Origin of the sequence: Mycoplasma phocoenae (genome assembly GCF_012934855.1) — a bacterium.
GTDB lineage: Bacteria > Bacillota_I > Bacilli_A > Mycoplasmatales > Metamycoplasmataceae > Metamycoplasma > Metamycoplasma phocoenae.
In genome coordinates this window covers 638,060-664,753 of the sequence record NZ_CP051481.1, presented here as the reverse complement: position 1 = coordinate 664,753, position 26,694 = coordinate 638,060, and the positions used below count along the sequence as shown (strand labels likewise).

The following is a 26,694-nucleotide window of genomic DNA, read 5'->3' as shown; positions in this document are numbered from 1 at the left end:
AAAATTAGCATCACTGATGCTAATTTTTTTAATAAAATAAAAAAAGAGGTTAAATTGAAAACAATAATTTTTGCAACAACAAATAATCATAAATTAGAAGAAGTGAATCAAATTCTTAAGCATTGTAAAGCAATTGCTTTGAGTCAAAAATATGATGTTGAAGAAAATGGAACAACATATGCAGAAAATGCATTAATTAAAGCTAAAGAAGCTTATAAAAGATTTAAACAACCGGTTTTTGCTGATGATTCAGGTATTGAAATAAAAGCTTTAAATCACTGACCAGGACTGAAATCTGCGCGAGTATTAAATACAGAATACAAATTAAAAGAAATATATGATTTGTGTAAAATGAATAATTATAATGAACTATCATTTCACTGTGCCATTGCTTACATAGATGCAAATGGCATTGATCATATATTTACTGCAGTGATTGAGGGCAAGTTGGCTTCGCGATTTTGTGAGTACGAAGATACATTTGGTTATGATCCAATTTTTGTTCCAAACGGTTCTGAGATAACATATGCTCAAATGAGTAAACAACAAAAAAATCACTGTTCACACCGAGCAATTGCTTTAGCTCAATTTGAAGAGTGATTAAAAAATAATGAATAGTTATTTTTTGAAACTTTCATTATATAGAACGTGCGCTACTTTTGCTATCATTGCTGCATTATCAGTGGAATAACATTTTTCAGGAATTAAAGAATTTTCATGCAATGTTAAAAACATTTCTCTAATACCGGAGTTAGCACTTACACCACCTGCTAGCACTATGCTTTTTGGTTGGTATTCTTCAATAACGTTAACCATTTTTTCCTTTAAATAATTAACTATTAAATTTTGAAAGTCAGTGGCTATTTTTTTCACTGGTATTTCTTCATTTCTATTTACATAATTATTGATTAAATTTATAAATTGAGTTTTAATACCACTTAATGAAAAGTCATATTTGTTTTCAGTTACCGGAAATGAATATTTAGAACAATTAAATTTATCTTTGTTAGCTGATGCAATTTTATCAATTAATGGTCCGGCAGGATGCTCAAGATTTAATTTACGCCCTACTTTATCATAACATTCTCCAACTGCATCATCAAGTGTTTGACCAATGATTTCAATAACAAAAGGACTATGAGCATACAGTAGCTGAGTGTGGCCACCCGATATCAATAAACATACAGATGGGTATGTAATATCTTGAGTTATTGCAGCAGAAAAGAAGTGCCCTTCTAAATGATTTATAGGTACAATAGGCTTGTTTAATGCAATAGCTAAAGCATTAGCCGCTAGATATCCAATTTGTAAAGCACCAATTAAACCAGGATTAGCTGTGTAAGCAATTAAATCAATTTCAGTAAAATCAAATTCTTTTGTTAATGATTTAATTGCTTTATGGATGTTTTGGACATGTAATCTAGAAGCGATTTCAGGTACAGTTCCCCCATAAGGTTTATGATCTTCAATTTGACTTATCGTTATCATATGAATAACTTTTTCATTTTTCATGATTGCAACGGATGTGTCATCATGACTTGTTTCTATAGCTAATATAGTCATTATTCACCTCCTATTTTAGCTTCGTGAAAGTATGTAGTTTCCAATGAATCAATATCAGTAACTTCTTTAAAAATTGATTGATATTTATTGAAATTATTTAACAATTCATCGTAATCTACTGAATCAAACAATTCGGTACTAATTTTATTACTTTCAATACTATCATCTTTATTAAAAATAATTTGATAAGCACTATATTTACTTGCTTTAATGTGAATAACTTTTTTATTTGTTTGTTTATTAATTAACTCGTGAGTTTGATATGTGTGCAATTTAATTGGTTTAAAAAGAGCGATTGTGCGACAGTATACTAAAGCAATTCTTGAACCTGTAAAACTACCTGGTCCAATATTAAAATACATGTCAGTAATATCATTAATATTAATGTTGTTTTCATTTAAAATTTGATTAACAATACGTGGTAATATATCTACTTTTTTCTTCAGTGATTCAAGTTTAACCATTGAAACCAATTTTGAATCCTTTCCTAATAAAGCTATGACTAAATCTTCTAGACATGTATCAAAAAATAATTTCATTAAATAACCTCTATTTCAAATATTCTATTGTTGTCTTTCATAACTATATTCACATTTATGTAATGTTTAAAAGAATGATTAATTTTTTCAGGTCATTCAATCACAACGATTGAATCTTCAAAATAATCTTCAAAAGCTTCCAAGTCCCCGCGTAATTTGTATGCATCTATGTGTACTAAATTCGGATATATTAACATACCATTAAATGTTGGGCTGATAATGGTTTGCTGAATTCCCATTTCTTTTGCTAAATATGTCGTCAAAGTTGTTTTACCGCTGCCCATTTCCCCATTCAATAAAATTGCTTCGATATTTTCAAATGACAATAAATATTTAGCAATAATACTTAATTCTTCTTTTTTGTTTATTGTAAATAATTTACGCATTTTTCAATAAATCCTCTATTGTATTTTTTGAAAAATTTTTAACCAAATAAGAACCCACTACTGCTAAGTTTGTACCATTTTCAAATGTTTTTTGAATAGTTTTATCATTAATTCCACCATCCATTTGAATTATTGTGTTTAAGTTATTTTCAATAATGTATTGTTGTATTTCCTTAGTTTTGTTTAGAGTATTTTCAATAAAACTTTGCCCACCCTTACCTGGGAAAACACTCATAACTAAAACTAGTTCAAAATGTTTAATATATTGCAATATATTGTTAATATCAGTATCCGGATTTATGGCTATGCCAAGTTTTACATCTTTTGAATAATTTTGAATAATATTTTCTAATTCTTTTTTATTCACTGCTTCAAAATGGAATGTAATAATATCTGAAAAAGCGCTAAATTTATTTATATTTTCTTCAACATTTTCAACCATTAAATGAATATCCATGGTGTGAGATTTTGTGTTTTCGTATATTGATTTAATTGTGTCGAAACTCAAAGCTGTATTTGGGACGAATTTACCATCCATTACATCATAATGAACATTTGTTACTCCTCATTCAATTAATTGATTAACATATTCAGTGTATTTTGTATTATTAACATCTAATATTGATGGACTTATTGTTTTCATTTTACTCCTTTTAAAATATTAATATTATACTGGTAAATAATAATAATTATTTATTATCCGTTATCTGAATATTAAATATAATATTATTTATGAACTTTAAAAAAAATTTATTTGTTTACGGAACTCTTAAAGACGAGTTTTTTCAAAAACACATTTTTAATAAAAAAATCAATACTCAAAAAGCAACGTTGCAAGGATATTCTATTATTAATGATGATTTGAATTATTTAAACATTATTGAAGATAAAAATGGATTGATAGAAGGGTATTTATTGAAATTAACAAAAAAACAATTGTTTTTTGCTGATTTATGAGAATCGACTCCTTTGTATAAAAAAAATAAAAGTGAAAGTACTAACAAAAAGAAATAAAACAGTCAATGCTTTCGTTTATCAACGAAAAAATATTGGAAAAGTTTATAAAAATTCTAATGTAAATATATCCAAAAATAATCAGCAAGCTGTTAAAGAAGTAATTCAATTTCATAAATATATAAAAACCTTAAATTACAATAACTTATGCGAATTTATATTATCGTTCAATTTAAATACAACTAACAAACAAAAGTTTATAAATACTGATCAAACATGATTCTCAAATTTGATTCAAAATATAGCAAATATTGCTATAAAGTCAATTGATCAATGTGAAATATCATTAAATTCATTAAATAAAATCGCGGGCATTGTTTGTATTTTTGAATATCGTCAACATACATTTTTATGAATTTTTTCAGATGTTTTAAACTATGATATAGAACTTATTCAATTATTGAACAATCCTCAAAATTTTAAAATAAAATCGCTAAGCATAGAACATGAAAAATTAATTACTGTATGTGAATATTTAAAATTGCACGGATTCAATAGCTATAATAGTTTTGAAAAACATTTATTCAAACTTCGTAAAAATCCTTTTGATTGAATAAATAAAAACAAACATAACATTCATATAATAAAACACAATAATGACTATGAACAAAAACTAATTACGAAAATTAAAAAAACAAATCTACTGAAATAAATTATCTATGGGTATTTATAAAATTTAATTTTTTACTCATATGCAAACATTTTTTTAAATTGTTTTATTTTTATCTTGTTTTTCATTTTTAAAAAAACTTCTTTTAGTAATTTTAGTTACTTTTAGTATAATGTATAAATAGTTAATAAATTAAGGAGTTTGAAATGGCTGAAGAAAAAAAAGTATCTACAACATATTATGTAGTTAACCACAAAGACGTTTTAGGTAACCCGGGTTGAGGTGTTAAAGTTAAAGGTGGTAAAATCCTAAAACACACAAGAACTCAAAAAGAAGCTTTAGAATATGCTAAAAATATAAAAAATTGTGAATCAATTTTATTACAGTCTAAAGACGGATCTTTTAGAAAACATTAATATGTATAAATTACTTGACGGTAAAATAATAAGTAATGAAATTAAAAAAAATATTCAACAAATAATCAATGATAACGAATTAATTTCATTGCCTAGATTAGGTATTGTGCAAGTGGGTAATAATGAAGAATCAAATATATACATTAAGCATAAACTAAAATTGGCTCACGATTTAGGTTTTGAAGCTGAATGTATACGTTTTTCAGAATTTGATTCAGAAAAATATGTAATAGATCAAATTAAAAAAGTTCAAGACCAATATGATGGTCTTATTATTCAATTGCCTTTGCCAATAGGCTTCAATACTCAAAAAATTTTAGACACTATTGAAACAAATAAAGATATTGATGGCTTAAATACTGAAAACGTGAATAAATGTAAAGAAGGCACATCTCTTTATCTGCCGGCAACTGCTTTAGCTGTAATTTTTATGCTAAAACATTTTGGAGCAGATTTAATTAATACTAATATCGGCATTGTAGGAGAGTCAAACGTCGTTGGAGCTCCTATTAAAAACGAGTTGATTAGATTAAATAAAAATGTTATTTCATATAATAAACATTCAGATACGTCAAATTTAGCTCAACACGATATTTTAATTGTAGCTACCGGAGTCAAACATTTAATTAAAAACAAAGATGTGAAACAGGATGCAATAGTGATCGACGTGGGCATTCACCGGGATAAAAATAATAAAATTACTGGTGATTGTGATTTTGATGACATTAAAGACAAGTGTTTAGCTATAACTCCTGTTCCAGGTGGTGTTGGGCCCATGACTGTAGTTTGTCTTGTATTGAATTTAATTAAAGCATATACCATCGCTCATCCTGAATATTCAAACATATTCGCGCCAATTTTAAAAAACATGTAAAAAAACAGGGTTACCTGTTTTTTTATTCCATTATTAGTTCGTTCGGTGTTTCGTCATTGTTTTCTAGTTTGTTTGTTTTGCTAAAAGATTGCAATTTGTTTGAAACAGTCGAAGCATTTTTTTTAGCTTTTTGAATACTTTCACTTGCTTTTTCTGCCGATTTTGCAGCGTTTTCAATATTAGTCATTAAGTATCCATAAGTTTTTTGAATACCGTGTAATGATTCAATAACATTTTTTACATTTTTATTCATGTCAACTTGTTGCATCATGAAAGCTGTATTTTTTAACATTACATAAATGATTGAAGGCCCTGCTGGTATAACTTTGAATTTATTTCATAATTTAGACACAAATTCAGGTTCATCACGAATTAAAGCATGTAGTGATTCACTTGGAATATACATAAGCGCATAATCAGTGGTTACATCGGCAATAATATATTTTTCACTAATTTCTTTCGCTTGTTTTTCAATTGCATTTAATAATTCTTTTTTGTTAAATGCATTTTTATCTTCTAAAAAAGTTTTGTATTTGGCGGCACTAAATTTTGAATCGATAGGTAGTCATATTGTTGAACCATTTTTAGTTGGATATTTTACAGCAAAATCAACAATATAATCTTTGTTTGGATCAAGTTTGCATTGTTCTTTAAATAAATCAATCGGCATTATATCTGTGATAATATTTTTTAAATGTGTTTCACCAAAAGTACCATAATTTTTTGAGTTGCTGAATAATGTATTTAACTCTGTAACTGATTTTTGAATGGTTTGAAATTTAATCATGCCATCAGATAAATTACTCATATCTTTATTTAATCTATCGAAATGATGATTCAAGCGATCGTTTAAATCCTTGTCCAATTTTTCACTGAATTTTTGGTTAATTTCTTCCATTTTTTGTTGTACTTTATTGTGAATCTTATCAATAGATTCATTAAGTTCTTTTTGAATCATTTTAGATAAAGCATTTAAATTTTCATTATTTTTATTGTTGGCTTCACTTAGTAATGAAATTTGCTCTACTCATTTTTTATTTAAATTCATATTTAGATCGTTATATGTTTTAATTTGAGTTTCGTTTTGTGTTTTATTAAAGACATTGATACTGTTTTTTAACTCTTGGACATTGTTATTCAAATATATTGACTCATTTTTGAATTTTTTTTCAATTTCTTCTCGCAGTGCATCATTTCTACTTGAATTTGCTTGAATCAACTTATCAATTGTCTCTTGTTGAATTTTATTTTGACTGAATGTTTCGTTAATTTTATTGTTAATTTCAGTCAAATCAGTATTGTAATTGTGTTGATTATTTTTCTTAAGAATTTTAAATAAAACTAAGCAAACAATGCTTTGAGTAAGTAAAATGATTATCAATATTGATAAAATGGCTATTTGCATTATTTAATAATGTCTTTTCCGAAATAAGGTATTAGTCTCGATGGTATTGAAATACTTCCATCTGGATTTTGGTAATTTTCTAATATTGCAGCTACTATACGATCAATAGCGACTCCACTACCGTTAATAGTGTTTGCATAACGGCTTTTACCGTCTTCATCACGATAACGAATCATAGCTCTTCTAGCTTGGAAGTCATTAAAAATTGAGATGGATGATACTTCACGATATTTTTGCTCGCTTGGTACTCATAATTCTAAATCAATAGTTTTAGCACTACTGAACCCTATATCTCCTGAACATAGTAATAATTCTCTAAATGGGATTTCCAATAATTTTAAAATACTTTTAGCATCTTCAACAGTATCAATGAAATCTTGTTGTACATTTTTGTGATTTGATAATTTCACTAACTCAACTTTATGGAATTCATGTTGGCGAATTAAACCACGGGTGTCTTTACCACCACTACCGGCTTCTGAACGAAAACATTTTGTGTATGCCACAAATTTTTTAGTTTCTTTTAAATCGATAATTTCATTGTTGTAAATGTTTGTTACTGGTACTTCCGCAGTAGGAATCAATCAAAGGTCTTCACCTTGCAATTTATATAAATCTTTTTTAAATTTAGGTAATTGACCTGTACCATATAACATTTTTGAATTCACTAAGTGCGCTGGCATAAATTCTTCATATCCATTTTGTGTATGCACGTCCAACATAAATGATGCTAAAGCTCTTACTAATTTTGCTCCATCTTTTTTATATAAAACAAAACGTGATTCAGCTAATTTCACTGATCTTTCAAAATCAATAATGTCTAAATCTTTAGCAATATCGTAATGTGCTTTAACACCTTTAACAAGCCCACGTCCTAAATTTGGATACTCATTAATAACGACATTATCATCCTCATCTTTACCTACTGGCACTGATGCATCTGGAATGTTGGGAATTTGCAATGCTAATGTATCAACTTTCTTATTTAAATCGTTTAATAAAATAATTTTCGATTCAATTTCTTCTTTTACATTTGCTACTTCATTCATACATTTGGCAGCCAGTTCCTCATTCTTGTTTCTCTTGTGAATTCCGATTTGTTGACTCAATTCATTTCTTTTGAATTGCAATTGTTCTACTGAATGATTGAATTCATTTCTTGTTTTAACTAGTTTAACTAATTCTGTTACTTTTTTTGTGTTAAATTTACGTTTTTGTAAACCTTTAATCGCTATTTTTTCGTTTTCTATCAATCATTTTAAATCTAGCATATATACTCCTTCATCTTTTTTAGTTTGCTGTACATTATTATAATATTATTGACTCTTAAATTTCTAAATTAATCAAAACGATTTAATATTATTTTTTTGTCTTTGATATATATAAGTAAAAAAAATTTAATTACATTAAAAATTATTTTTTAGCCTTGTTAACAATTTGATAGATCGGTTTTTAAATTAAAGTTTTGCGTTACAATTGTAAGTATGGCAAACATAGTAAAAGGAAAATTCGATAAACAGATATTTGTCTCTAATGACGGTAGCTTTCGTTTAAACTCATTCAGGGTGGTGGAAGTAAAGGAAAAAGATGATGATTTTGAAATGTCGAGATATAAAACAATTACACTAAGAACTGAATATATTAACTTTGATTTTACTCAAATGTATGTATTGGAATTACTACCTATTAAAAATTCAAAATACAAATCAACATATATCATAAAATCGATGGAAGAATCAAACGACATTGATTATTCGCACATTATTAAATTTTTATCATCAACCAGATACAAGGGATTGGGTGAAAAAACAGTTCAAAAGTTATTGGATCAACATGGTGCAGATATCTTAGAAAAGATAAAATCAAAACAAATTACCAATGAAGATTTGAATATAAAGGAAGATGTTTATAATTTATTATTACTTGATTTAATTGAAGATCAAGAAAAACAAAGGTTAAAATTGTTCTTATTTGAATGTAATTTAAGTGAATATTTTTTTAAAAAAGTTATTTCATTTTGTAGCGCTGAAACATTTTTTGAAAAATATATGCATGAACCTTGATCACTGTTTTATGTATTGGAAAACATCACATATACAGATATATTAAAAATTGCTTCACATAAAGCCGTCGATAAAGTAAATACTCAAGAAGCGGACCAAGCACTTATTTATTCAATACTGGACGAGCACTTAAACAGTAGTGGTAACACAAGATGTTTAATCAATACATTAAAAACCGTGTTAATGGCTAAAAAACCTAATATGTTTAAAGATGGTGATTTATATTTCAAAACTTGTTTAAGAAACATGAATGAATTAAAAATTATTAAAATTCAAAAGCCCGCTTTAATCACAACGACTAAAATGTTCAATTACGAAATATTGATAATGTCAAAAATAAAAACTGTTGAAAATAAAAAAATAACAACACCACGTATTGTTAAAAATGATTTATTGGATCCAGTGCAAAAATACGCAGTGGAACAGTCATTATCTAAACCATTGACTATAATTACAGGAGCCCCTGGTACAGGTAAAACCTTAGTAACAAATGAAATTATTAAATTGTTAAGAAAAGATTATTACGAAGATGATATTGTTGTTGTTACACCCACGGGAAGAGCAACAATTAATTTAAATAAAAACTCATTAGTTAATGCGTCAACTATTCACTCGTTATTAAGATATGATACTGAGACTGGTGAGATAGGAATCAAAGAAGAATCATTGAAAGTTAAAGTATTGATAATTGATGAGTTTTCTATGGTACCCACTCCATTATTTGCGACATTATTATCAAGAATTAGTTCATCCACCTTACAAAAAATTATTTTAGTAGGGGACAAAGATCAATTACCAGCTATTGGGCCAGGATATTTATTGAATGACTTTATCGAAAACAATATTTTTAAAACAATATTTTTAGAAAAAAATTATCGTCAAAACGAAAGTCAGGGAATAATTGATGATGCTCGTATGATTAATGAAATGCAAATGCCTGAATTTACACATGAGTCATCACAATTCAAAAATGTTCCTGAGTCAAAAGAAGAATTTGCAATTGATATTTTAAATAAAGTTAAAGAATTAGCTGATTCAGGTTACACCAAAGAACAAATTGCAGTTTTATCACCAATGTATCATTATCCGACAGGAATTAACAATTTAAATGTCTTATTGCAGAATGAATGAGTAAGTCGCGAAAACTCTATTGGTTATGAAATTAATGAAGAACGTAAAGTTTATATAAATGATAAAGTTATGCATACTGAAAACGACGTTAAAAAAGATATATTCAACGGTGAAATAGGATATGTGCAAAGAATTGGTTTAGAAAATGGTACATCTGGAAAAATTAATTCAATCACTGTTTTATATGATGGGGAAAAAACAGTTAATTACACGTTATCGGAATTTACAAGAAAAACGATGTTAGCTTATTGTACGTCAGTACACAAATATCAGGGCTCAGAATCGGATATTGTATTGACTGTGTTGTTTTCAGAAGCAAAGCAGCTATTATCAAAAAAATTAATTTACACAGCAATTACAAGGGCTAAAAAATTGTCAATAATATACGGTGATGAAAACGTTTTATGAACAGGTATAAACAATGATGACGATTCCAAACGTTCAACATCTATCAAATATCTATGAGACAGTATGGATAAAGGAGAAAAATGAAACTAATAATTGGGTTAGGTAATCCAGGTAGCGAATATGTAAACACAAGACACAATGTGGGATTTTCAGTTGTTGATCAATTAGTTGATGATCTTGGTCTGAGTTCACAATATAAAGAAAAATTCAAAGGTTTATTTATTAAAAACGATGATTTTATAATAGCGAAACCATTAACATACATGAATTTAAGCGGTGATTTTGTTCAATCAATTACACAGTTTTACAAAATTAATGTTGCAGATATTATTGTTGTTTATGATGACATGGATCATAATGTTGGTTCGGCAGTTGTAAAATCCACTGGTTCAGCAGGTGGTCATAATGGGATGGGCGACATAATTCAAAAAATGGGTACAAAAGAAATTAGAAGATTAAAAATTGGAATCGGTAGACCAAAACAAGATGCTAAGAAATTCGTTTTAGGTACATTCAATAGTATAGAAAAACCAGTGATTGAACAAACGATAAAAAGAAGTGTCGAATTTCTTAAATCATTTTTATTCAATGATATTCGTTTTGCAATTACACAATTCAATACAGAGAACAAATAATGAATAAATATTTATTAGCAGTTTCAGGCGGTCCTGATTCAATGTTTTTATTAAATAAATACAAAAATGAAAACATTGTTGTGGCCTGCGTGAATTACAACAAAAGATCCACATCATTTATTGATGTCAATATTGTTAAAGACTTTTGTAAAAAATACGATATAACATTGTATTTATTAGAAATTGATCCTAATTTTGAATACAAGGGAAATTTTCAAACAATAGCAAGAGAACAAAGATATGACTTTTTTAAAAATGTTTATGATAAAGAAAAATGCACCCAATTATTGGTTGCGCATCACAAAGATGATTTTATAGAAACGGCACAAATGCAAGAAAATTCAAAAAGAAAACCAAATTTCTATGGAATTGCTCAGTATTCAAATTATAAGGATATGAATATTTACAGACCGTTTTTATACGATTTTTGAAAAGATGAAATTATTGATTTTCTTAATAAAGAAAATATTGAATTCGCTATTGACGAAAGTAATGATAAGCCTTACTATTCGCGAAACAAAGTTCGTTTAAATAATAAAAAGATAACTACAACGCAAAAACAAAAAATATTTGAAAAATTTTTAAAAACCAATCAAAAACTTACTTTTATCAATGAAGAAATAAATAATACATACAGGAACTGACAATCCAACGGTTACGATTGTGATGTATTGAAAAATATTGATTCAACAATAAAAAATCGAGTAGTTTTTAAATTTCTGACTGAACATTTTGAAAATTTAAAACTAAGTAGTAAAAAAATAGAAAATATCGTAATTTTTATCGAAAGTAAAAACCGAACAAGTAAGTTCTTGTTAAAAAACAATGTTTATTTAATAAAAACAAAAAATAAACTTTATATTACAAACAAAAAAAACGCAATAATTTATAATTAGATTTATTAATATCTCATAAGGAGGCGAAATGTCGAAAAATAATAAAGATAAAAATAATAAAAAACAATCGTTTTGAAATTCAAAAGCAACCAAATATATTATTTTAATGATAATTATTTTAGTTATTGTTGCCATTGTTTTAACAATATGATTGACCACTAGAGATAATACAGTTAATAAAGGTTTATTAGCCTTAAATAAACTTGTAAAAGCATCAAAAGCAGATCCAAATGATGCTATATATATTTCTTCATTTTTAGATGATCAACATTCAAGCAGATTTATTGTGGAATATGTTAACGGCAAACATACAGAAACAGCATATTACTATGCTTCTGCTATACAAAGAGAACATTGATATACAACCAATTACAATGATTTATTGTTGGCTACTAAAAATCCAACTAACGCAATCAGTGTTATTGAAGGTACTAAAAAAAGCATGTGAGGAGTTGTATTATCCTTCATTCCTACACTGTTATTAGTTGGAATAATATTATTTTCAATGATTTACAGTAAAAAACAATACAACAAGCTAACAGGATTTTCAGGAGATGGAAATTCAAAAGCTATTAAAATTGAATCAAAAACCAGATTTTCAGACATAGCTGGAAATGAAGAAGTTAAAGAAGAAGTGATGGAACTGGTTGACTATTTAAAAAATCCTAAAAAATACTCAGCTGCAGGAGCAAGAATTCCAAAAGGAATCTTATTAGGAGGTCCTCCCGGGACTGGTAAAACATTAATTGCAAAAGCGACAGCCGGTGAGGCTAATGTTCCCTTTTTCTTTATATCTGCATCAAACTTTGTTGAATTATATGTAGGTATGGGAGCCAAACGTGTTCGTGAAATGTTTGCAGCAGCAAGAAAAGAAGCGCCTGCAATTATATTTATAGACGAATTAGATGCTGTAGGACGTTCGAGAGGTGCTGGAGTAGGTGGTGGTAACGATGAACGTGAACAAACACTTAACCAGTTATTAGTCGAAATGGATGGTATTACTGAAAACGGTGGGATTTTAATAATGGCAGCAACAAATAGAACAGATGTTTTAGATCCCGCTTTATTAAGACCTGGTAGATTCGATAGAACAATAACTGTTGGCTTACCTGACATTAAAGAACGTGAAGCTATTTTAAAATTACACGCAAGAGGTAAAAGAATAGATAAATCCGTTGAATTCTCAAACGTTGCAAAACGTACTCCCGGATTTAGTGGAGCTCAATTAGAAAACGTTGTCAATGAAGCATCATTATTAAGTGTGCGTGAAAAAACAAATGCTATTACATTGAAACAAATAGATGAAGCTATTGACCGTGTTATGGCGGGACCAGCTAAAAAATCTAGAACCATTTCAGAAAAAGAAAATATTGCAGTGGCATACCATGAAGCAGGACATGCGGTAGTTGGTATAAAAATGCCCGGAGGAAACAAGGTTCAAAAAATTACTATTATTCCTCGTGGAGATGCGGGTGGTTATAACTTAATGATGCCAGAGGAAGAAAAATACAATAAAACTAAAAAAGACTTAATCGCAATTATCACATCATTCATGGGTGGGCGTGCTGCAGAAAGACTTATCTATGGTGATGAAAATGTTTCAACAGGAGCTAGTGACGATATAGCAAAAGCAACAAGCATTGCACGTCGCATGGTTACTGAATGAGGTATGAGTGATCTTGGTCCTATCAAATATGAAGAAGATTCTTCAAATCCATTCTTAGGTAGGGATTATGCTAAAACAGCATCATTTAGTAGTAAGGTCGCTCAAGAGATTGATTTAGCGGTTAGAAAAATCATTGTAGAAGCCGAACAAAAAGCTCAAGAAATATTAGTTGAAAACAAACAATTATTAGAATTAATCAAAGAAGCTTTAATAGTTAAAGAAACAATAGTTGCAGAAGAAATTGAATATATAGCTAAACATATGAAATTACCTGAAGCAGTTATCGAAGATCAACAAAACTTTGAAAAAGAAAATATTAATTTTGATGATTTAATTGAATCAACTACTAAAGAATCACAAAATAATACAAAAGAATAATTAAGAAGAGGTTAGCCTCTTTTTATATTGCTTAACAAAAGTTAAACAATTAAAAAAAAGATACTTGCGCAGTATCTTTTTTTATCGGCTATGTAGACAATACAAATATTTTTACCAAAACAAAAAGATAAAACCGTTATAAAATTCTTCTACATCTAGCCCATCGAAAAAACATTTTACAAGATACCTATTTAAAATAATTTTTTCTTAATTTTAATAACCGTCAGAACCTATTTTTTATACACAATAACTAACAACATTTAAAAAATTGTGAAGCGTTATTAGTTTTGATGATGATTTGGTCTTGTTTTTTTAATTTAATAAAAAACGTTTTTTTGTTTCAAAATTGATATAAAACCCTTACTTAATTCTTAAACTAAATACAAAAGATATATAATTTAGAGCACATGAATGAATATATATAAAATGGAGAAAATATGTCTAAAAAACAATACACTATTAACCGTAGGTTTAATATCAATTCCAATTATTACTGTACCTGTAATAATTTCAAATAAAGAAAAAGAAAACGAGGATAAATTTAAAGTTACATTAAATCAACCTGAAGAAGGTTCGATAATTCTGGACAACATCTCACTGGATTTAAACAATGTCGTTGAAAACACTAAAATTAAATTTACTGTAAAAGCAAAAGATGGATTTAAAGCTATTGTTAAAAATGGGGAAACCATTTTAAATGCTGAAAACGGTAAATATACAGTCGTTGTATCCCAAGCTACAACAATATCAGTAGAATATAACTTCGATTATAAAAATTTGGATCAATCAAACCTTTTAGTAAATTATTCTAAAGATGGAGCTACTGAAACACAGGTTAAATTTGCTGATGTTTCTATCGAAAAAGATAATTTCATTGTTTCGTTAAAAGGCTTTAACGTTAATGTAAAAAATATCGAAAAAAAAGATACAAAAATATTATTAACGTATACCTTAACTAAAGAAGGATTAACTAACGAATCACAAGAATTTACTAAAGAAATATCATCAAACTTTTTTGGTGAAAAAATAAATGTTGTAGAAAATTTATTAAACGAGTATAAAAATGCAATCGAAAGTGATAATCTTGAAACAATAGAAAACAAGAAAAATTTATATGCTGAAGCGCTTGAAAATCTTTTTAACGAAGAATATAGAAACACATACTTAACAACAAGTAGTGAATTGGATAAAAAGTATGATTTTTTAAAATTTATTGTCCAAATAGAAGGACGAACAACAGTAGGAAAAGATACAGCATTCAAACCTGAACCATTTCACAAAATGTTAAAATTATTCAACTATCATTGAAATGGAAATAAAGAACAAGCCCTTGAATTGATTCCAGTATTTATTCAAACAATAAAACACATTGAAGAATTATTCCAAAACAACGTAACAACAGTAAACAAAAACTTTGAAACACAATTAAACTCATTTAAAAGATGAAACACTGACAACTCTAAAAAATATGTTTTACCAGCATTCAAAAAAATGGCAAAAATTTATCAAGATTGATACGGTAGTCCTCAAAACCTTACAAAAGAACAACTTAAAATTGAACTTGATCAATTTTAAAAAAGAATTTGTTGATGGTACACCTGATGGGACAGTCGGAAAAGAGTTTCATGGTCAAATACCTTTAATAACACATGTCGATCCAGATCATAATAATAACACAAAATATAATTGAACATCTATTAGATTGACATATAGAAGTTTTATTGAAATGTTTAGTGTAAATAAATTTGTATAAAAAACATTAATAAATATTTTTGAAGTAAACTTTGTAAACAAAAAATGGCACTTAACAAAAAGGTAAGTGCCATTTTTTGTTAGTAAAAAGCATTTTAATTTTAATGCTATAAAAAATTCAATCATAGAAAGTAGCAGTATTTTAAAATAATGTATGTGCTTACATGTGTTACTATTGCAAAATAAAAAAGTAGCATTACGCTACTTATAGCAGTTTATACTACATTTTTTTGTTTAGTAGGATAAATTTGTGCCTTTATTATAGTTTTGGTAATATAACCCTTTTGTAAAAATCTGTTCTTTCTAGTTTGTAAACAACCAATGTTTGCATTATTTGTCACAATCCAGTAATTACTCAATAGATTTGTAAACCAGCTTGGAAAACGATACCAAAGGCTACAAAAACAAATGTCATAATATTTTGCATTCTATTTGATTTTTTTAGAGCCTCACGTTCATATACGTTTGTTCTTAGCTTATCATTTTTACGCGTTAAGAATCTCGGTAAAAGTTGTGCAACTAATTGTGTTAATACTGAAACGATGATGATTGGTAAATAATGATATTGGCCATCAGCGACGTTTCTGTATGATGTTGCTGCCATTTGAATTCCGTATCACACTGAGTGTTTAATTTCAGGTGAGGCTTGAACAATTCTAAACATAACTAATAAAATAGGTAATGTTACTAACTGAGAAACAAGCGCTGTATAAGGATTTGCTTTGTTTTTCTTGTACATTTCATTTATTTCGTTACGTTTTTTTTGTTCCATTTGTTTATCCCCTTTATATGGGACATATTTTGCTTCTATTTTAGCTTTTTTAGCATTTAGCTCTTGTTGCTTTTGAGAAGCGAAAATACTTTTGTATGTTATTGAAACTGTTAATAAACGAGTAACGATAACTGTAATAATTAATGCGATAATTACTGATCATCCACCTAGTGATGACATTGCATTAATTAAACCACCGACCATTTGATTTATTGGATAAACGAATAAACCGTAGAATGGTCCAAATGATCAATATTCTCCTCAAGTCGCAATTGGTCTGTGAGGTTCACCAAATAATTTGAATAAGTATGAATCCTCAATACCTACATAATTACCTTTTATTGATACATTGCTTAATTGAATCAAGTTTGCATTGTTAGAATCTTTTTTATCAGAAACTAGTGTAAAGTTTGTTAATCCACCATATGTTGTAAATGAAGCATTAACGATTGATTGAATTCTAATAATTGCATTGTATTCATCTGTGGTGAATGTTTTATTTTTATTGTTTGCTAAGTTTAATATGAAACTATTTAAAGTGTCGATTGCACTAGCGTTTTCAGCAGCAGTTGAGTTTTCCTTAATGAATTCTCAATATGTTTTACTGCTGTTTTCATTTATTTTTGTTTTTCCAATTACAGATTGTAATTTATTTGCGCTTTCGTATGCAAATAATTGGAAAACATCTCTTGCGAATTTTTGTTTAGAATCAGCCTCGTTATTAATACTATCTTTTAAAACAGTATATGAAACGTCTAGCAATTTAGGATTTACTGGTCCCGATTGTGATTCTTTTGCATCTTTATTTTTTTGATCTTCATTTTTTTCTCATACAGCATTGAAATTGTATAAGTTTGTTCATGTTAAAACATTTTTATAACTTGATACAGCTCCATTTCCATCTTGATCACCTGCAGCATATACTAAATAATTTCCATTGTTATTGTAAACACTTGAATTATTTAGTAATTTATTGTCTGAGTCTCTAAGTTGAATTCCTAGTGTACGTGATTTATATGTTTCGAAGTCACCGCCATTATCTTTGATTTGTTTTTTAATCTTTTCAAGATCTTCTGGTGTGTCAACAGCAAGATAAGGGTTAACATCAGTTATTTTATCTGTATTGCTTCTTATGTATAGTCCGCTTTCTTTGTTGTAAGTGAAAGATTCAACATTAGGAGAAACATCTTTGGATTTTAGATGTGTTTCAAACCCTGATCCTACCTTAACAGGTGAACGCAATCCAAATGATTGGATGCAGCCAGCCAATCCAGTACCGATAATAAAGATAATAATTAAGATTTTGAATCATTTTCATATTTTCTTCAATGTTTTTAATCTTTGTTCTTTTTTATCTTTAGGATCATTCGAGCCATTTTTAGGGCTGAATAAGTCGTAATGTTTAGATCTAGTTCTTTTTGACATTACGAATCCTTTCATATAATTTGATAATTTCTTTTTCTTTGCGAATGAAATCAATATTGAAAAAATCTTTTCTAATAATTATTATGCTTTGCATTTTAATGTCAGATAAATCATTCTTTCTAATAATTTGTCTAATTTGATTTCTGTATTTGTTTCTTAAACAGGCGTTCGCAAAAGCCTTAGGTATTGAGATACCGACTTTAAATTCATCGTTTGGTAAATAATAAATAATCGCATATTTTGAAACGAATTGTTTTCTACCTTGAATAATTTCTTGGAATTCTCAATTTTTTCTAACAACTTTGAATTTAGTCATTTTTATAAGTGTTTTTTATCTGAAACTGTTAGTTGTTTTCTACCTTTTGCTCTTCTTGCTTTTAAAACTTTTCTTCCGTTTTTAGTTTGCATACGAGCAAAGAATCCGTGAACTTTAATGTGTTTACGTTTTTTTGGTTGATATGTTCTTTTCATAATTTACTCCTTTATTTATTGTATCTTCAAGCTGATTTCAAAAATACGTATACATATTTTACCAAAAGCAACAGCTATTTAATTAATAAATTAAATTAAAAACTGCGTTAATTATTTTTTTTGAAAAAAATTCAAATCATTTTTAGTATTTTTTTTAAAAAATAGTTTTTTTTAATGTTTGTAAAATTTTCTACATTTGATTATTGTAGAAAACTATAATTTATTACTTGTATACAGTACTTTTTTACTCAAAACAATGTAGAAAAAATGTATTATACATTGACAAAAACAAACATATAAAATTAACATTTATTTTATATTTTAACAAAATATTATAATTTCATATATGAAGACAAGTACTACAACAAAAATACAAAAAACTGCTAATTTAGAAGTAAATAACGAATTATTACTAAAAGAGTTAGAAGCGAATGCGTCTGACCCGTTTATTTTCGATAGTTTGTTTTCAAATATAAAAATAGTTGAAGAACAAGAATCGAAAATATTTCTTCTTTTAAGTAGCGAAATAAGAGCCATAATAAGCGATAAATATGATGATTTTATAAAAAGAGCAATTTGAACAGTATATGCGGGTTATAGAGAAGTTGTTTATATAACAGATATTAACGAAATGAACAAAAACACCGTTAAGACTCAGAGTTCGTCTGTAGTTTCAAATATCAATAAAAAATTAACATTCGAAACATATGCAAGAGGTGAATTTAATAAATTTGCATTAAATGGGGCTGATCAAATAATTTCTCAAGATGAAGTTTTTATATCTCCTTTATTTATTTTCTCCTCATCGGGTTTAGGGAAAACACATTTATTACATGCAATTGGTAACGAATTACTTTCAAAAAACAAAACATGTAAATATATAAACCCAGATTTTTTTACTCGCGATATTGTTCAGCAATTACAAGCGAAAGACCATGATAAAATCAACGAAATTGTTGAATATTATGGACAATATGATTGCTTAATGTTTGACGATGTTCAGTTATTTGGTAATCGTGAACATACATTAAATGTTTTATTCAATATTATTAACAATCATATAAATGCAAGTAAACAAATTATTATTTGTGCTGATAAAAGACCGGAAGAGTTGGGGGGATTTGAACAAAGATTTATAACACGTTTTCAAGGCGGGGTTACATTTGAAATTCATGATCCTTCAGTTGAAGATGTTTCGGAAATATTTAAATTCAAATTTAAACAAAAAAATATTAATCCAAACAACTTTAATAATGATGCGATCCAATTTTTGGCTAGAAACTTCAATAACTCAATTAGAGAAATTGACGGAACAGTAAATAAAATAATGTTATTTAAAAATTCGGATCAAAGATTTAGTTATGACGTTAGTTATCTAAAAAACATATTTAAGGGCGGGGAAAAAGACAAAGATTCAATAACACCAGAAAAAATCGTTGACATCGTTGCTAAATATTACAAAATAGATAAGAAGAAATTAACTGGTAAAAACAGATCAGCTCCCGTTGTGTTAGCGCGTCGAATTTGTATGTGATTAATAAAAGACATTCTAGGCTTAACATTTAAAGAAATTGGAAACATGTTTGGCGGACAAGCTCATTCAAGCGTTATGGTTAGTGTTGAATACATTGACAAAAATTTAAAATCTAATTCATCAGTCAGTGTAGCTTTAAACAAAATTAAAGATCAATTAAAGAAAATTATTTAGGAGAAAGATATGAAATTTAATATATCAAAACAAAGATTAGAATTTGCGGTTGAAAAAACTTCAAAAGCTATAGATGGTAATCCATTTTTACCGCAATTAAAAGGAATCATGATTGAAGCCATGGACACTAAAATAACATTTATAACCTCTAATCATGAAATTTCAGTACTTCACAAAGTATTAACTGTAGGTAATTCAAATGAAACATTAAACAGTACCGGATGTGAAATAGTCGAATCAGGTAGTGCTTTAATTCCATTTTCATTATTTAGAAACATTATAAAGAAATTAGATGGAGTTATTTCTATAGAAACAAAAGGTTCAATATTGGAAATAAAATCTAATCAAGATAAATTTGAAATGAACATATTGGACGCCTCAGATTACCCAGACATCGATTTTACAAAAATAGGCGATAAAGTAACCGTTCCGTTTGAAATATTGAGAAAAATTTCAAAAAATGTTGCTTTCGCAGCTTCTCAAGATCCAGGTCAGTTAATTCTGAATTGTGTTAACATTTCAAACGCCAATGGATCTTTAAAAGCGGTAGCTACTGATAAATTCAGATTAGCACTTGAAAAAGATGAGATAGAAGACGGTACTTCTTTTGATATTTCAATATTAGCCAAAAGTATTAAAGATATTTTAAACTTCGATTTAAAAGGTGATGTTGATTTATATATATCTGAATCAAAAATTCAAATTTATGATGACAATACTATAATTCAAGCCAAATTAATCAACATTCCTTTCATTGATACAACAAGGGTTATTCCGAAAGATTTCCAACAAAAATTAATTATCAATAGAAAAGTATTATCTGACATGATATCTAAAGTAAATATAGTTAATACTGATAGCAATTCTAAAATAATGATTTTAATTGAAAATAATCTATTAACTATTAAAGGAAATAAAGATGAAGTTGGTTCAGCTACTGTTCAAACAACTGATTTTGAATACAATGACGAAGGCTTAATTATTTCTTTCGCTACACGTAATGTATTAGATGCGCTTTCAGTTTTTGAGGGAGAGTTATATATTATGTTTTCAGATAATAAACAAAGAGTATTGATACTTTCGCCTGAAAACACAAATACAATTCAACTAATTACACCTATGAAAGGGTATTACTAATGCTTATTGAAATAACAACCGAAACTATTAAATTATCACAATTATTAAAAAAAATGCGCTTAATTGAAACAGGGGGGAGAGCTAAATTTTTCCTTGAAGAACACGAGGTTATTGTTAATGGCGAAAAGACAACTTCTAGAAACAAAACAATCAGAACTAATGATGTATTGTGAATAGACGATGAAGTGTATAAAATTATTAATAAAACTGCAAACGTATAATTAAAAAAACAGAAAATTTCTTGTACTAAAATGCAAGAAATTTTTTAATTGATATTTTTTTAAAAAAGAACTCTGCAACAATATTTTTTAACGACGTTTTTTTAATTTTACGTATATTTTTTATTTTCTATTTTGCAATAAATCAGTAATAAAAATTTTATAGAGATTTAATTATTTTAATAAATAAACATAAAAAAATATTTTTACTGAAGAGCGTGCTTCATAATTTTGTTTTGCGATCTTTTTTATTGAATTTTTATTTAGTTTTAAAAAAACCAATTACTCAACAAATAAAATAATTCAATATTAACCATGCTAAAAATAATAAATATTTTTTTAGTCATAAATGTGAGTAAATATTATGATATTCTTTATAATATAAATATTAAATATACTTAAATTTCACAAAATAATAAATATAAAGGAGAATATTATGGAGAAAATTAATTTTTTAGCTTTAGGTGGTCAAGATGAAAATGGGAAAAACTGTTATATTCTTGAAATAGATTCAAAGCTATTTGTTATTAACTCGGGTACAAAAGTTCCGATAAACAGTCATAATGGTATCGATACATTGATTGCTGATACCCAATATTTAGAAAAACATCAAAAAAACATTGAAGGTGTCTTTATAACGGATGTTCATAATGAAAGTTTTAGTGCATTGCCGTGATTATTAATGAATATTAAGGGTTTGAAAATTTATACTTCAAGTTTCAATAAATTTGTTATTTTAGATCGTATTTCAAAATACAACATTGAGCATAATGATTTCGAAGTTATTACATTAAATCAACCTAAAAAATTCGGAAATGTTTTAGTCACACCCTTAAATTTAGCGGGAGCTTTACCAGGGATATTAGGATTTAATTTTAACGTTAGAAAGGGAAACATTTTATTTTTAACAAATTTTGTAAATGGTAATTTAGGTCCATACGGGAACACTAATTTTAAAAGAATAAAAGAAAAAATAGGTGACGATCCAGTTGAAATATTAATTATGGATTCTGGTAAATCAAATTCACCAGGTAAAACAATTGATAAACTTTGAGTTTCTCAAAAAATTGAATACAAATTCAAAGAAGCAAAAAAAGATGAACGTATTATTGTTGGTCTTTATGATGAAGATATGATTACTGCGCATGAAGTATTGTTATTAGCTAAAAAGTATAATAGACCAGTTATAACGTATGGACGTAATTATTCAATATTAATTGAGTTAGTTAAAAAAATGAATCCAAAATTACAATGACCAGAATTTATTGATTACCGTACATCCAATTCAGCAGAAAATGCTGTTATCCTAGTAACAGGAGCTATTGAAAGACTTTATGCAAGATTTCTAAGAATAGCTTCTCAGAATGACGTTTATTTAAAAATTAAAGATACTGATTGTGTGATCATAATTGCTCCACCAGTTAACGGATTAGAAGTTAATTACGCTCTCACATTAGATGAAATTGCAAGAAATACTCCTAATATAATTGAATTAACATCAAGTGAATATTATTCATGTAATCCTGCTAAACAAGATTTAATCGATGTTATTAAATTTTTCAGACCTAAACATTTCATTCCGATTCAAGGTTTATATCGTTATTTCGTTTTAGCAACTCAAGAAGCTACTGCCGTTACCAGTTTAAATAAAAACAATTGCATTATATTGAATAATGGAAAAGTAGCTGAATTCACTAAATTTGAATTAACAAGTCAAAAACATACAATTCGTGGGATTGGTGATGTTATCATTGACGGATTCGGAGTTGGTGATATTTCACACGAAGTAATAAAAGAAAGAGAAACATTAGCTCGAGACGGTATGATTGCGGTTTCTTGTTTAATTGATCATAAAACTAAAAAACCAATCAGCGAACTAAGCATTGTTGGTTACGGAGTTATTTCAAGCGAAAACAAAGAACAAATTCATGGAATTATAAATAAATATTTTAAAAAAGAACTTGAAGAAAATGGCGGAAGCTATAAAGACTTACGTGAAACTCAAGAAAGATTAAGAAGAGTATTCAGAAAAAGAATTTTTAGAGAATTATATAAAGAACCTTTAGTGGTGGTGACATTGTATGAAATTTAAAAAAAATAAATCAACTGATATCGAAACAGAAAAACCAAAAAAAACCAAAAATATTAATATATTTAAATTTTTAAAAAATAGAAAATTGATTTTTTCTAATGTGCTTGTTTTTTCAATAATATTTTTAGTATTTTCATACTTAAATTTACTTGTTGGAACTACAGTGCATTCATATACTATTGGAGCTTTTTTAGGAATAAGTTCAATATTCTTTTATTTATTATTAATTATTTACTCGTTGTCGCAAATATTTTCTTTTAAATTAAAATTTAAGTACAAAATATTTCATTTTAACTTTATAAGATTAATGATTTTATTTATTGTACTTTCGTTATTCATGGGTGTTATTGAAATTGTTTGTACAAACGAATCTATAAAAACTGTTGGGAATCATTTTAGCTTAGTATTTAATAATTGATTCAATCAATATACTAATGTTAAAAGTGCTGCCTTACCTTATGCTTACACAGCAGGTATATTACCAACGTTATATTATGCATCGTTCGCTTCGGCAGGTACTGATATATTAGCAATCATTCTTTCGATAGTATTGTTAATTATTTCAGTTTTAACATTCTTTGTATCTGATTCAAAATTTAAATTATTTTCATTCTCGAGAGCAAGAAGAATCAAAGCTCGTGAAGAGATTACAAAAAAACAAAAACGATCAGTGCGCAAATATAAACCTTTATATAACGTAAATAAATCAGAAAACACAACAAAAACCAGCAATAATTTTGATTACGATAATCATCAAAAAATTAATGAAGAAATCGAAGTTACTGATCTTCAATCATTAGATAGTGTATTTGACACAACAGAATTTGAAACGACGGCTTTAATTCAAAATAATGACTCAAAATCAATTGAAGAGCACAAACAAGAAGCGGACGATATTGATAATTCAGTTTTTAATTATGATGAAACAAACAGTAATGTACATGTTGTTGAAGAATTAAATGATGAATGAATGGATAAGTTGGAACCTTTAACCGAGTCATTTGATGATGTGTTACCAGAAAAAAACGCAAAACCAGAAACAAAAGAATTAATTGAAACAGGCAATACACTTGAACTAGCTCCGGAAGAAGAATTTAAATATGACGACAATATTGAAAGCCAGGAAGATTTTTTCGTACCACAGGATTCAGTACAACAGGATAAGAACTCTAAAAAACAAGAAAGATTTTCAATTATTGAAGATTCTAGCGATATGGGGTTTAAATAATGATTAAAGAAAACAATATAACTCAAAATTGAGATAACGTATATATAGATCCTGTAAACAATTTTTATCAAAAGACAGTGCCTAAAATTGATGAAAAAATTATTGAATTTATTAAAGAAAGAATTCAACAAATAAATCCTGAAGCCGAAACTCAAGTTGAAATTTCGTTAAGAAAGATGTTAGCAATCAAAGACGAGGTTGTTAAAAGAAAAAAAATGTTAAACATTAATTTAAGAAAATTTTTTAACGGAATTATTAAAATATTATTTTTCTTTATTATTGGTTTACTATTTTTGGGAATTTACAAAAAAAATAATAAAGTAATTAATGAATACAAAAACTTTTGTAATGAAAAAGAACAAGAGTATCAAAAATTATTCAATAAGAAAAAAAACATACTACATTCAATATATTCATGTTTTACAATGAACGATATTAAAAATGAAGTTCTTAAAAAAATGGGTTTAAACAACGTTGAAGTTAACAACTTTAACGATGTATTAGTGAATATAAATTCAGATGAAAAGTCTACAATATTTTTTACAAACATTGAAAAATATGACGTTCGAAACAGTTACTTTTATGATATCGCTTATTTAAAAATGTTTTACGCACCAATAACTTACTATGGTTCAAAAACATTTTCATACCGGGGAAATGATGATAAATGACACACTAAAGTTGTGCACGCAAATTATGATCATATGACACCATTTTTAAAAGAATATCAAAAATATTTATACCCTACTAATTACTTGCCTAGATTAGTATTCCGTTCTATTGCACCGGTATCTGAAAAAGAATTAAAAGAACAAATAAAACACAATACACTGCCATTGGAAAATAAAGAATTCTTTGAAAAATACAATTTTATGTATAACGACAATGTTAGCTTTGTTAATTTTTTCCAATTAATAACTCAAGAAAAATTTATTGATTGACACAAGTTTTCAAGCTCAATAAATAAATTTAATGGAACATTCGAAAAACTTCCTTATGGCTTTATAGTGCATAAAAACAAAAAAGACAGTTCAATTGACAACCCAATGATTGATTGAATATTACTTGACTATATCAATAAAAATGAATTAATTAATTTTAAAGACGTAAATAAAAAAATTAAAGAATCTATTAATGACCATATGGAACACTTACTGGGAGCGCTGACTTTAACATTTTGTAATAAATATTTAGCTAGTGAAGTTTATAGTGAATTAGGTAGTCAATTCAAATTTGAATACAAAGATGATCAAATATATCAAAATATACCCGCTGATACTGAACATGGTCTTTTCATTTTAACAAAACTATATAAATACAATTACTTGAATTTATACAAAAATAGAGCAAGTAAAAAAACAGTATTTTCAATTGAAAATTCAATCAAAATAGCAAATAAAAAAACTAAGGTATTCAATGTTAAAGCAACGTCATTTTATACTGTTAAAAAAATTAAGTACATTAGTGTTTATGATTTTAATGTAGGTAGAGTTTCAGTCCCTGTTGAGTACGATGATTACATACCATTCACTGAAACCAAACAAGTGATATTTTCACCTACATTTAAATTACAAAATGGTCAATTACTGAATTCAAATGTTAAAAAACAAGATTCAGAGTTTAGTAAACCGGTCAATGAAGATGATAATCTTCAAATGTTAATCAATGCTAATAGAATATTTTTTAACTATTTAATAAAAGATAAAAACCAAAATTTAGACAGTACTGTAGATTATGTAAAAGATTTTAATGATAGATTTAAAAAATATAAAAATTATTACAGCGTAGAAATTGATAAGTATGGGACATATGTTTTCATAGATCATGCCGATAAAATACCAAACGAAATTAAAAAACAAATGGCAATTTATTTGAAATAAATTATAATTAAATAATTAATAAGGAGG

At 27.3% G+C, this 26,694-nt stretch carries 26 protein-coding genes; 17 read left to right on the top strand and 9 right to left on the bottom strand.

Annotated elements, in window-relative coordinates; genetic code table 4:
- Positions 1-54: 54 nt before the first annotated feature.
- Positions 55-618, top strand: a complete 564-nt coding sequence (rdgB, locus tag HGG69_RS02900) for an RdgB/HAM1 family non-canonical purine NTP pyrophosphatase (protein WP_169605286.1) — start codon at positions 55-57, stop codon at positions 616-618.
- Here rdgB and tsaD read toward each other — a convergent pair whose 3' ends face one another.
- From tsaD to HGG69_RS02880, 4 genes are read right to left on the bottom strand one after another with little or no spacing between them, the layout of a single operon-like run.
- Complete coding sequence (gene tsaD / locus HGG69_RS02895) at positions 619-1,563, bottom strand: tRNA (adenosine(37)-N6)-threonylcarbamoyltransferase complex transferase subunit TsaD (RefSeq protein WP_169605285.1); 945 nt, start codon at positions 1,561-1,563, stop codon at positions 619-621.
- On the bottom strand, positions 1,563-2,102 hold the full coding sequence (tsaB, locus tag HGG69_RS02890) for a tRNA (adenosine(37)-N6)-threonylcarbamoyltransferase complex dimerization subunit type 1 TsaB (protein ID WP_169605284.1): 540 nt from the start codon (positions 2,100-2,102) through the stop codon (positions 1,563-1,565). The genes tsaD and tsaB overlap by 1 nt, the downstream gene beginning before the upstream one ends.
- A complete protein-coding gene (tsaE, locus tag HGG69_RS02885) occupies positions 2,102-2,488 on the bottom strand; it encodes a tRNA (adenosine(37)-N6)-threonylcarbamoyltransferase complex ATPase subunit type 1 TsaE (protein ID WP_169605283.1) in 387 nt (128 codons plus the stop codon). Before tsaE ends, tsaB begins: the two co-directional genes overlap by 1 nt.
- A complete protein-coding gene (locus HGG69_RS02880; RefSeq protein WP_169605282.1) occupies positions 2,481-3,131 on the bottom strand; it encodes a ribulose-phosphate 3-epimerase in 651 nt (216 codons plus the stop codon). The genes tsaE and HGG69_RS02880 overlap by 8 nt, the downstream gene beginning before the upstream one ends.
- Before the next feature lie 89 nt (positions 3,132-3,220).
- Here HGG69_RS02880 and HGG69_RS02875 point away from each other — a divergent pair, with 89 nt between their 5' ends.
- From HGG69_RS02875 to HGG69_RS02860, 4 genes are all read left to right on the top strand, one after another.
- Entirely contained in the window at positions 3,221-3,502 is a 282-nt protein-coding gene (locus HGG69_RS02875) for a gamma-glutamylcyclotransferase family protein (RefSeq protein ID WP_169605281.1), read from the top strand.
- Complete coding sequence (locus tag HGG69_RS02870) at positions 3,477-4,154, top strand: hypothetical protein (RefSeq protein ID WP_169605280.1); 678 nt, start codon at positions 3,477-3,479, stop codon at positions 4,152-4,154. Before HGG69_RS02875 ends, HGG69_RS02870 begins: the two co-directional genes overlap by 26 nt.
- Positions 4,155-4,318: 164 nt before the next feature.
- On the top strand, positions 4,319-4,528 hold the full coding sequence (locus tag HGG69_RS02865; RefSeq protein WP_237077109.1) for a DUF2188 domain-containing protein: 210 nt from the start codon (positions 4,319-4,321) through the stop codon (positions 4,526-4,528).
- Position 4,529: 1 nt separating this feature from the next.
- On the top strand, positions 4,530-5,402 hold the full coding sequence (locus tag HGG69_RS02860; protein WP_169605279.1) for a bifunctional 5,10-methylenetetrahydrofolate dehydrogenase/5,10-methenyltetrahydrofolate cyclohydrolase: 873 nt from the start codon (positions 4,530-4,532) through the stop codon (positions 5,400-5,402).
- 22 nt (positions 5,403-5,424) lie between these two features.
- Here HGG69_RS02860 and HGG69_RS02855 read toward each other — a convergent pair whose 3' ends face one another.
- Complete coding sequence (locus tag HGG69_RS02855) at positions 5,425-6,807, bottom strand: DNA recombination protein RmuC (RefSeq protein WP_169605278.1); 1,383 nt, start codon at positions 6,805-6,807, stop codon at positions 5,425-5,427.
- Positions 6,807-8,078 (bottom strand): serine--tRNA ligase, encoded by a 1,272-nt coding sequence (gene serS, locus HGG69_RS02850; protein WP_169605277.1) that lies wholly within the window; start codon positions 8,076-8,078, stop codon positions 6,807-6,809. The genes HGG69_RS02855 and serS overlap by 1 nt, the downstream gene beginning before the upstream one ends.
- A gap of 213 nt (positions 8,079-8,291) precedes the next feature.
- Between serS and HGG69_RS02845 the strand changes: the two genes are divergently transcribed.
- From HGG69_RS02845 to HGG69_RS02820, 6 genes are all read left to right on the top strand, one after another.
- Complete coding sequence (locus tag HGG69_RS02845; RefSeq protein ID WP_169605276.1) at positions 8,292-10,499, top strand: ATP-dependent DNA helicase; 2,208 nt, start codon at positions 8,292-8,294, stop codon at positions 10,497-10,499.
- Positions 10,490-11,044, top strand: coding sequence for an aminoacyl-tRNA hydrolase (pth, locus tag HGG69_RS02840; protein ID WP_169605275.1), 555 nt, complete (start codon positions 10,490-10,492; stop codon positions 11,042-11,044). The genes HGG69_RS02845 and pth overlap by 10 nt, the downstream gene beginning before the upstream one ends.
- Positions 11,044-11,940: a tRNA lysidine(34) synthetase TilS gene (gene tilS / locus HGG69_RS02835; RefSeq protein ID WP_169605274.1), complete on the top strand. Its 897-nt coding sequence runs from the start codon at positions 11,044-11,046 to the stop codon at positions 11,938-11,940. Before pth ends, tilS begins: the two co-directional genes overlap by 1 nt.
- 28 nt (positions 11,941-11,968) lie before the next feature.
- On the top strand, positions 11,969-13,984 hold the full coding sequence (gene ftsH / locus HGG69_RS02830; RefSeq protein WP_169605273.1) for an ATP-dependent zinc metalloprotease FtsH: 2,016 nt from the start codon (positions 11,969-11,971) through the stop codon (positions 13,982-13,984).
- A gap of 411 nt (positions 13,985-14,395) precedes the next feature.
- Positions 14,396-15,559 carry a hypothetical protein gene (locus HGG69_RS02825; RefSeq protein ID WP_169605272.1) on the top strand — a complete coding sequence of 388 codons (1,164 nt, stop codon included), beginning with the start codon at positions 14,396-14,398 and terminating at the stop codon, positions 15,557-15,559.
- Positions 15,546-15,737 carry a hypothetical protein gene (locus HGG69_RS02820; RefSeq protein ID WP_169605271.1) on the top strand — a complete coding sequence of 64 codons (192 nt, stop codon included), beginning with the start codon at positions 15,546-15,548 and terminating at the stop codon, positions 15,735-15,737. The genes HGG69_RS02825 and HGG69_RS02820 overlap by 14 nt, the downstream gene beginning before the upstream one ends.
- Positions 15,738-15,995: 258 nt before the next feature.
- On the opposite strand, the gene yidC is transcribed toward HGG69_RS02820, so the two are convergent.
- From yidC to rpmH, 3 genes are read right to left on the bottom strand one after another with little or no spacing between them, the layout of a single operon-like run.
- Entirely contained in the window at positions 15,996-17,933 is a 1,938-nt protein-coding gene (gene yidC, locus HGG69_RS02815) for a membrane protein insertase YidC (RefSeq protein WP_169605270.1), read from the bottom strand.
- Positions 17,917-18,249, bottom strand: coding sequence for a ribonuclease P protein component (rnpA, locus tag HGG69_RS02810; protein ID WP_169605269.1), 333 nt, complete (start codon positions 18,247-18,249; stop codon positions 17,917-17,919). Before rnpA ends, yidC begins: the two co-directional genes overlap by 17 nt.
- A 2-nt stretch (positions 18,250-18,251) precedes the next feature.
- Complete coding sequence (gene rpmH / locus HGG69_RS02805; RefSeq protein WP_169605268.1) at positions 18,252-18,404, bottom strand: 50S ribosomal protein L34; 153 nt, start codon at positions 18,402-18,404, stop codon at positions 18,252-18,254.
- 346 nt (positions 18,405-18,750) lie between these two features.
- Here rpmH and dnaA point away from each other — a divergent pair, with 346 nt between their 5' ends.
- From dnaA to HGG69_RS02775, 6 genes are all read left to right on the top strand, one after another.
- Positions 18,751-20,112, top strand: a complete 1,362-nt coding sequence (gene dnaA, locus HGG69_RS02800) for a chromosomal replication initiator protein DnaA (protein WP_169605267.1) — start codon at positions 18,751-18,753, stop codon at positions 20,110-20,112.
- Positions 20,113-20,121: 9 nt separating this feature from the next.
- Positions 20,122-21,249, top strand: coding sequence for a DNA polymerase III subunit beta (gene dnaN / locus HGG69_RS02795; protein WP_169605266.1), 1,128 nt, complete (start codon positions 20,122-20,124; stop codon positions 21,247-21,249).
- Complete coding sequence (locus tag HGG69_RS02790) at positions 21,249-21,470, top strand: RNA-binding S4 domain-containing protein (RefSeq protein WP_169605265.1); 222 nt, start codon at positions 21,249-21,251, stop codon at positions 21,468-21,470. Before dnaN ends, HGG69_RS02790 begins: the two co-directional genes overlap by 1 nt.
- 433 nt (positions 21,471-21,903) lie before the next feature.
- Positions 21,904-23,559 (top strand): ribonuclease J, encoded by a 1,656-nt coding sequence (locus tag HGG69_RS02785; RefSeq protein ID WP_169605264.1) that lies wholly within the window; start codon positions 21,904-21,906, stop codon positions 23,557-23,559.
- Complete coding sequence (locus tag HGG69_RS02780) at positions 23,549-24,787, top strand: MFS transporter (protein ID WP_169605263.1); 1,239 nt, start codon at positions 23,549-23,551, stop codon at positions 24,785-24,787. The genes HGG69_RS02785 and HGG69_RS02780 overlap by 11 nt, the downstream gene beginning before the upstream one ends.
- Complete coding sequence (locus tag HGG69_RS02775) at positions 24,787-26,667, top strand: hypothetical protein (RefSeq protein ID WP_169605262.1); 1,881 nt, start codon at positions 24,787-24,789, stop codon at positions 26,665-26,667. The genes HGG69_RS02780 and HGG69_RS02775 overlap by 1 nt, the downstream gene beginning before the upstream one ends.
- Positions 26,668-26,694 lie beyond the last annotated feature (27 nt).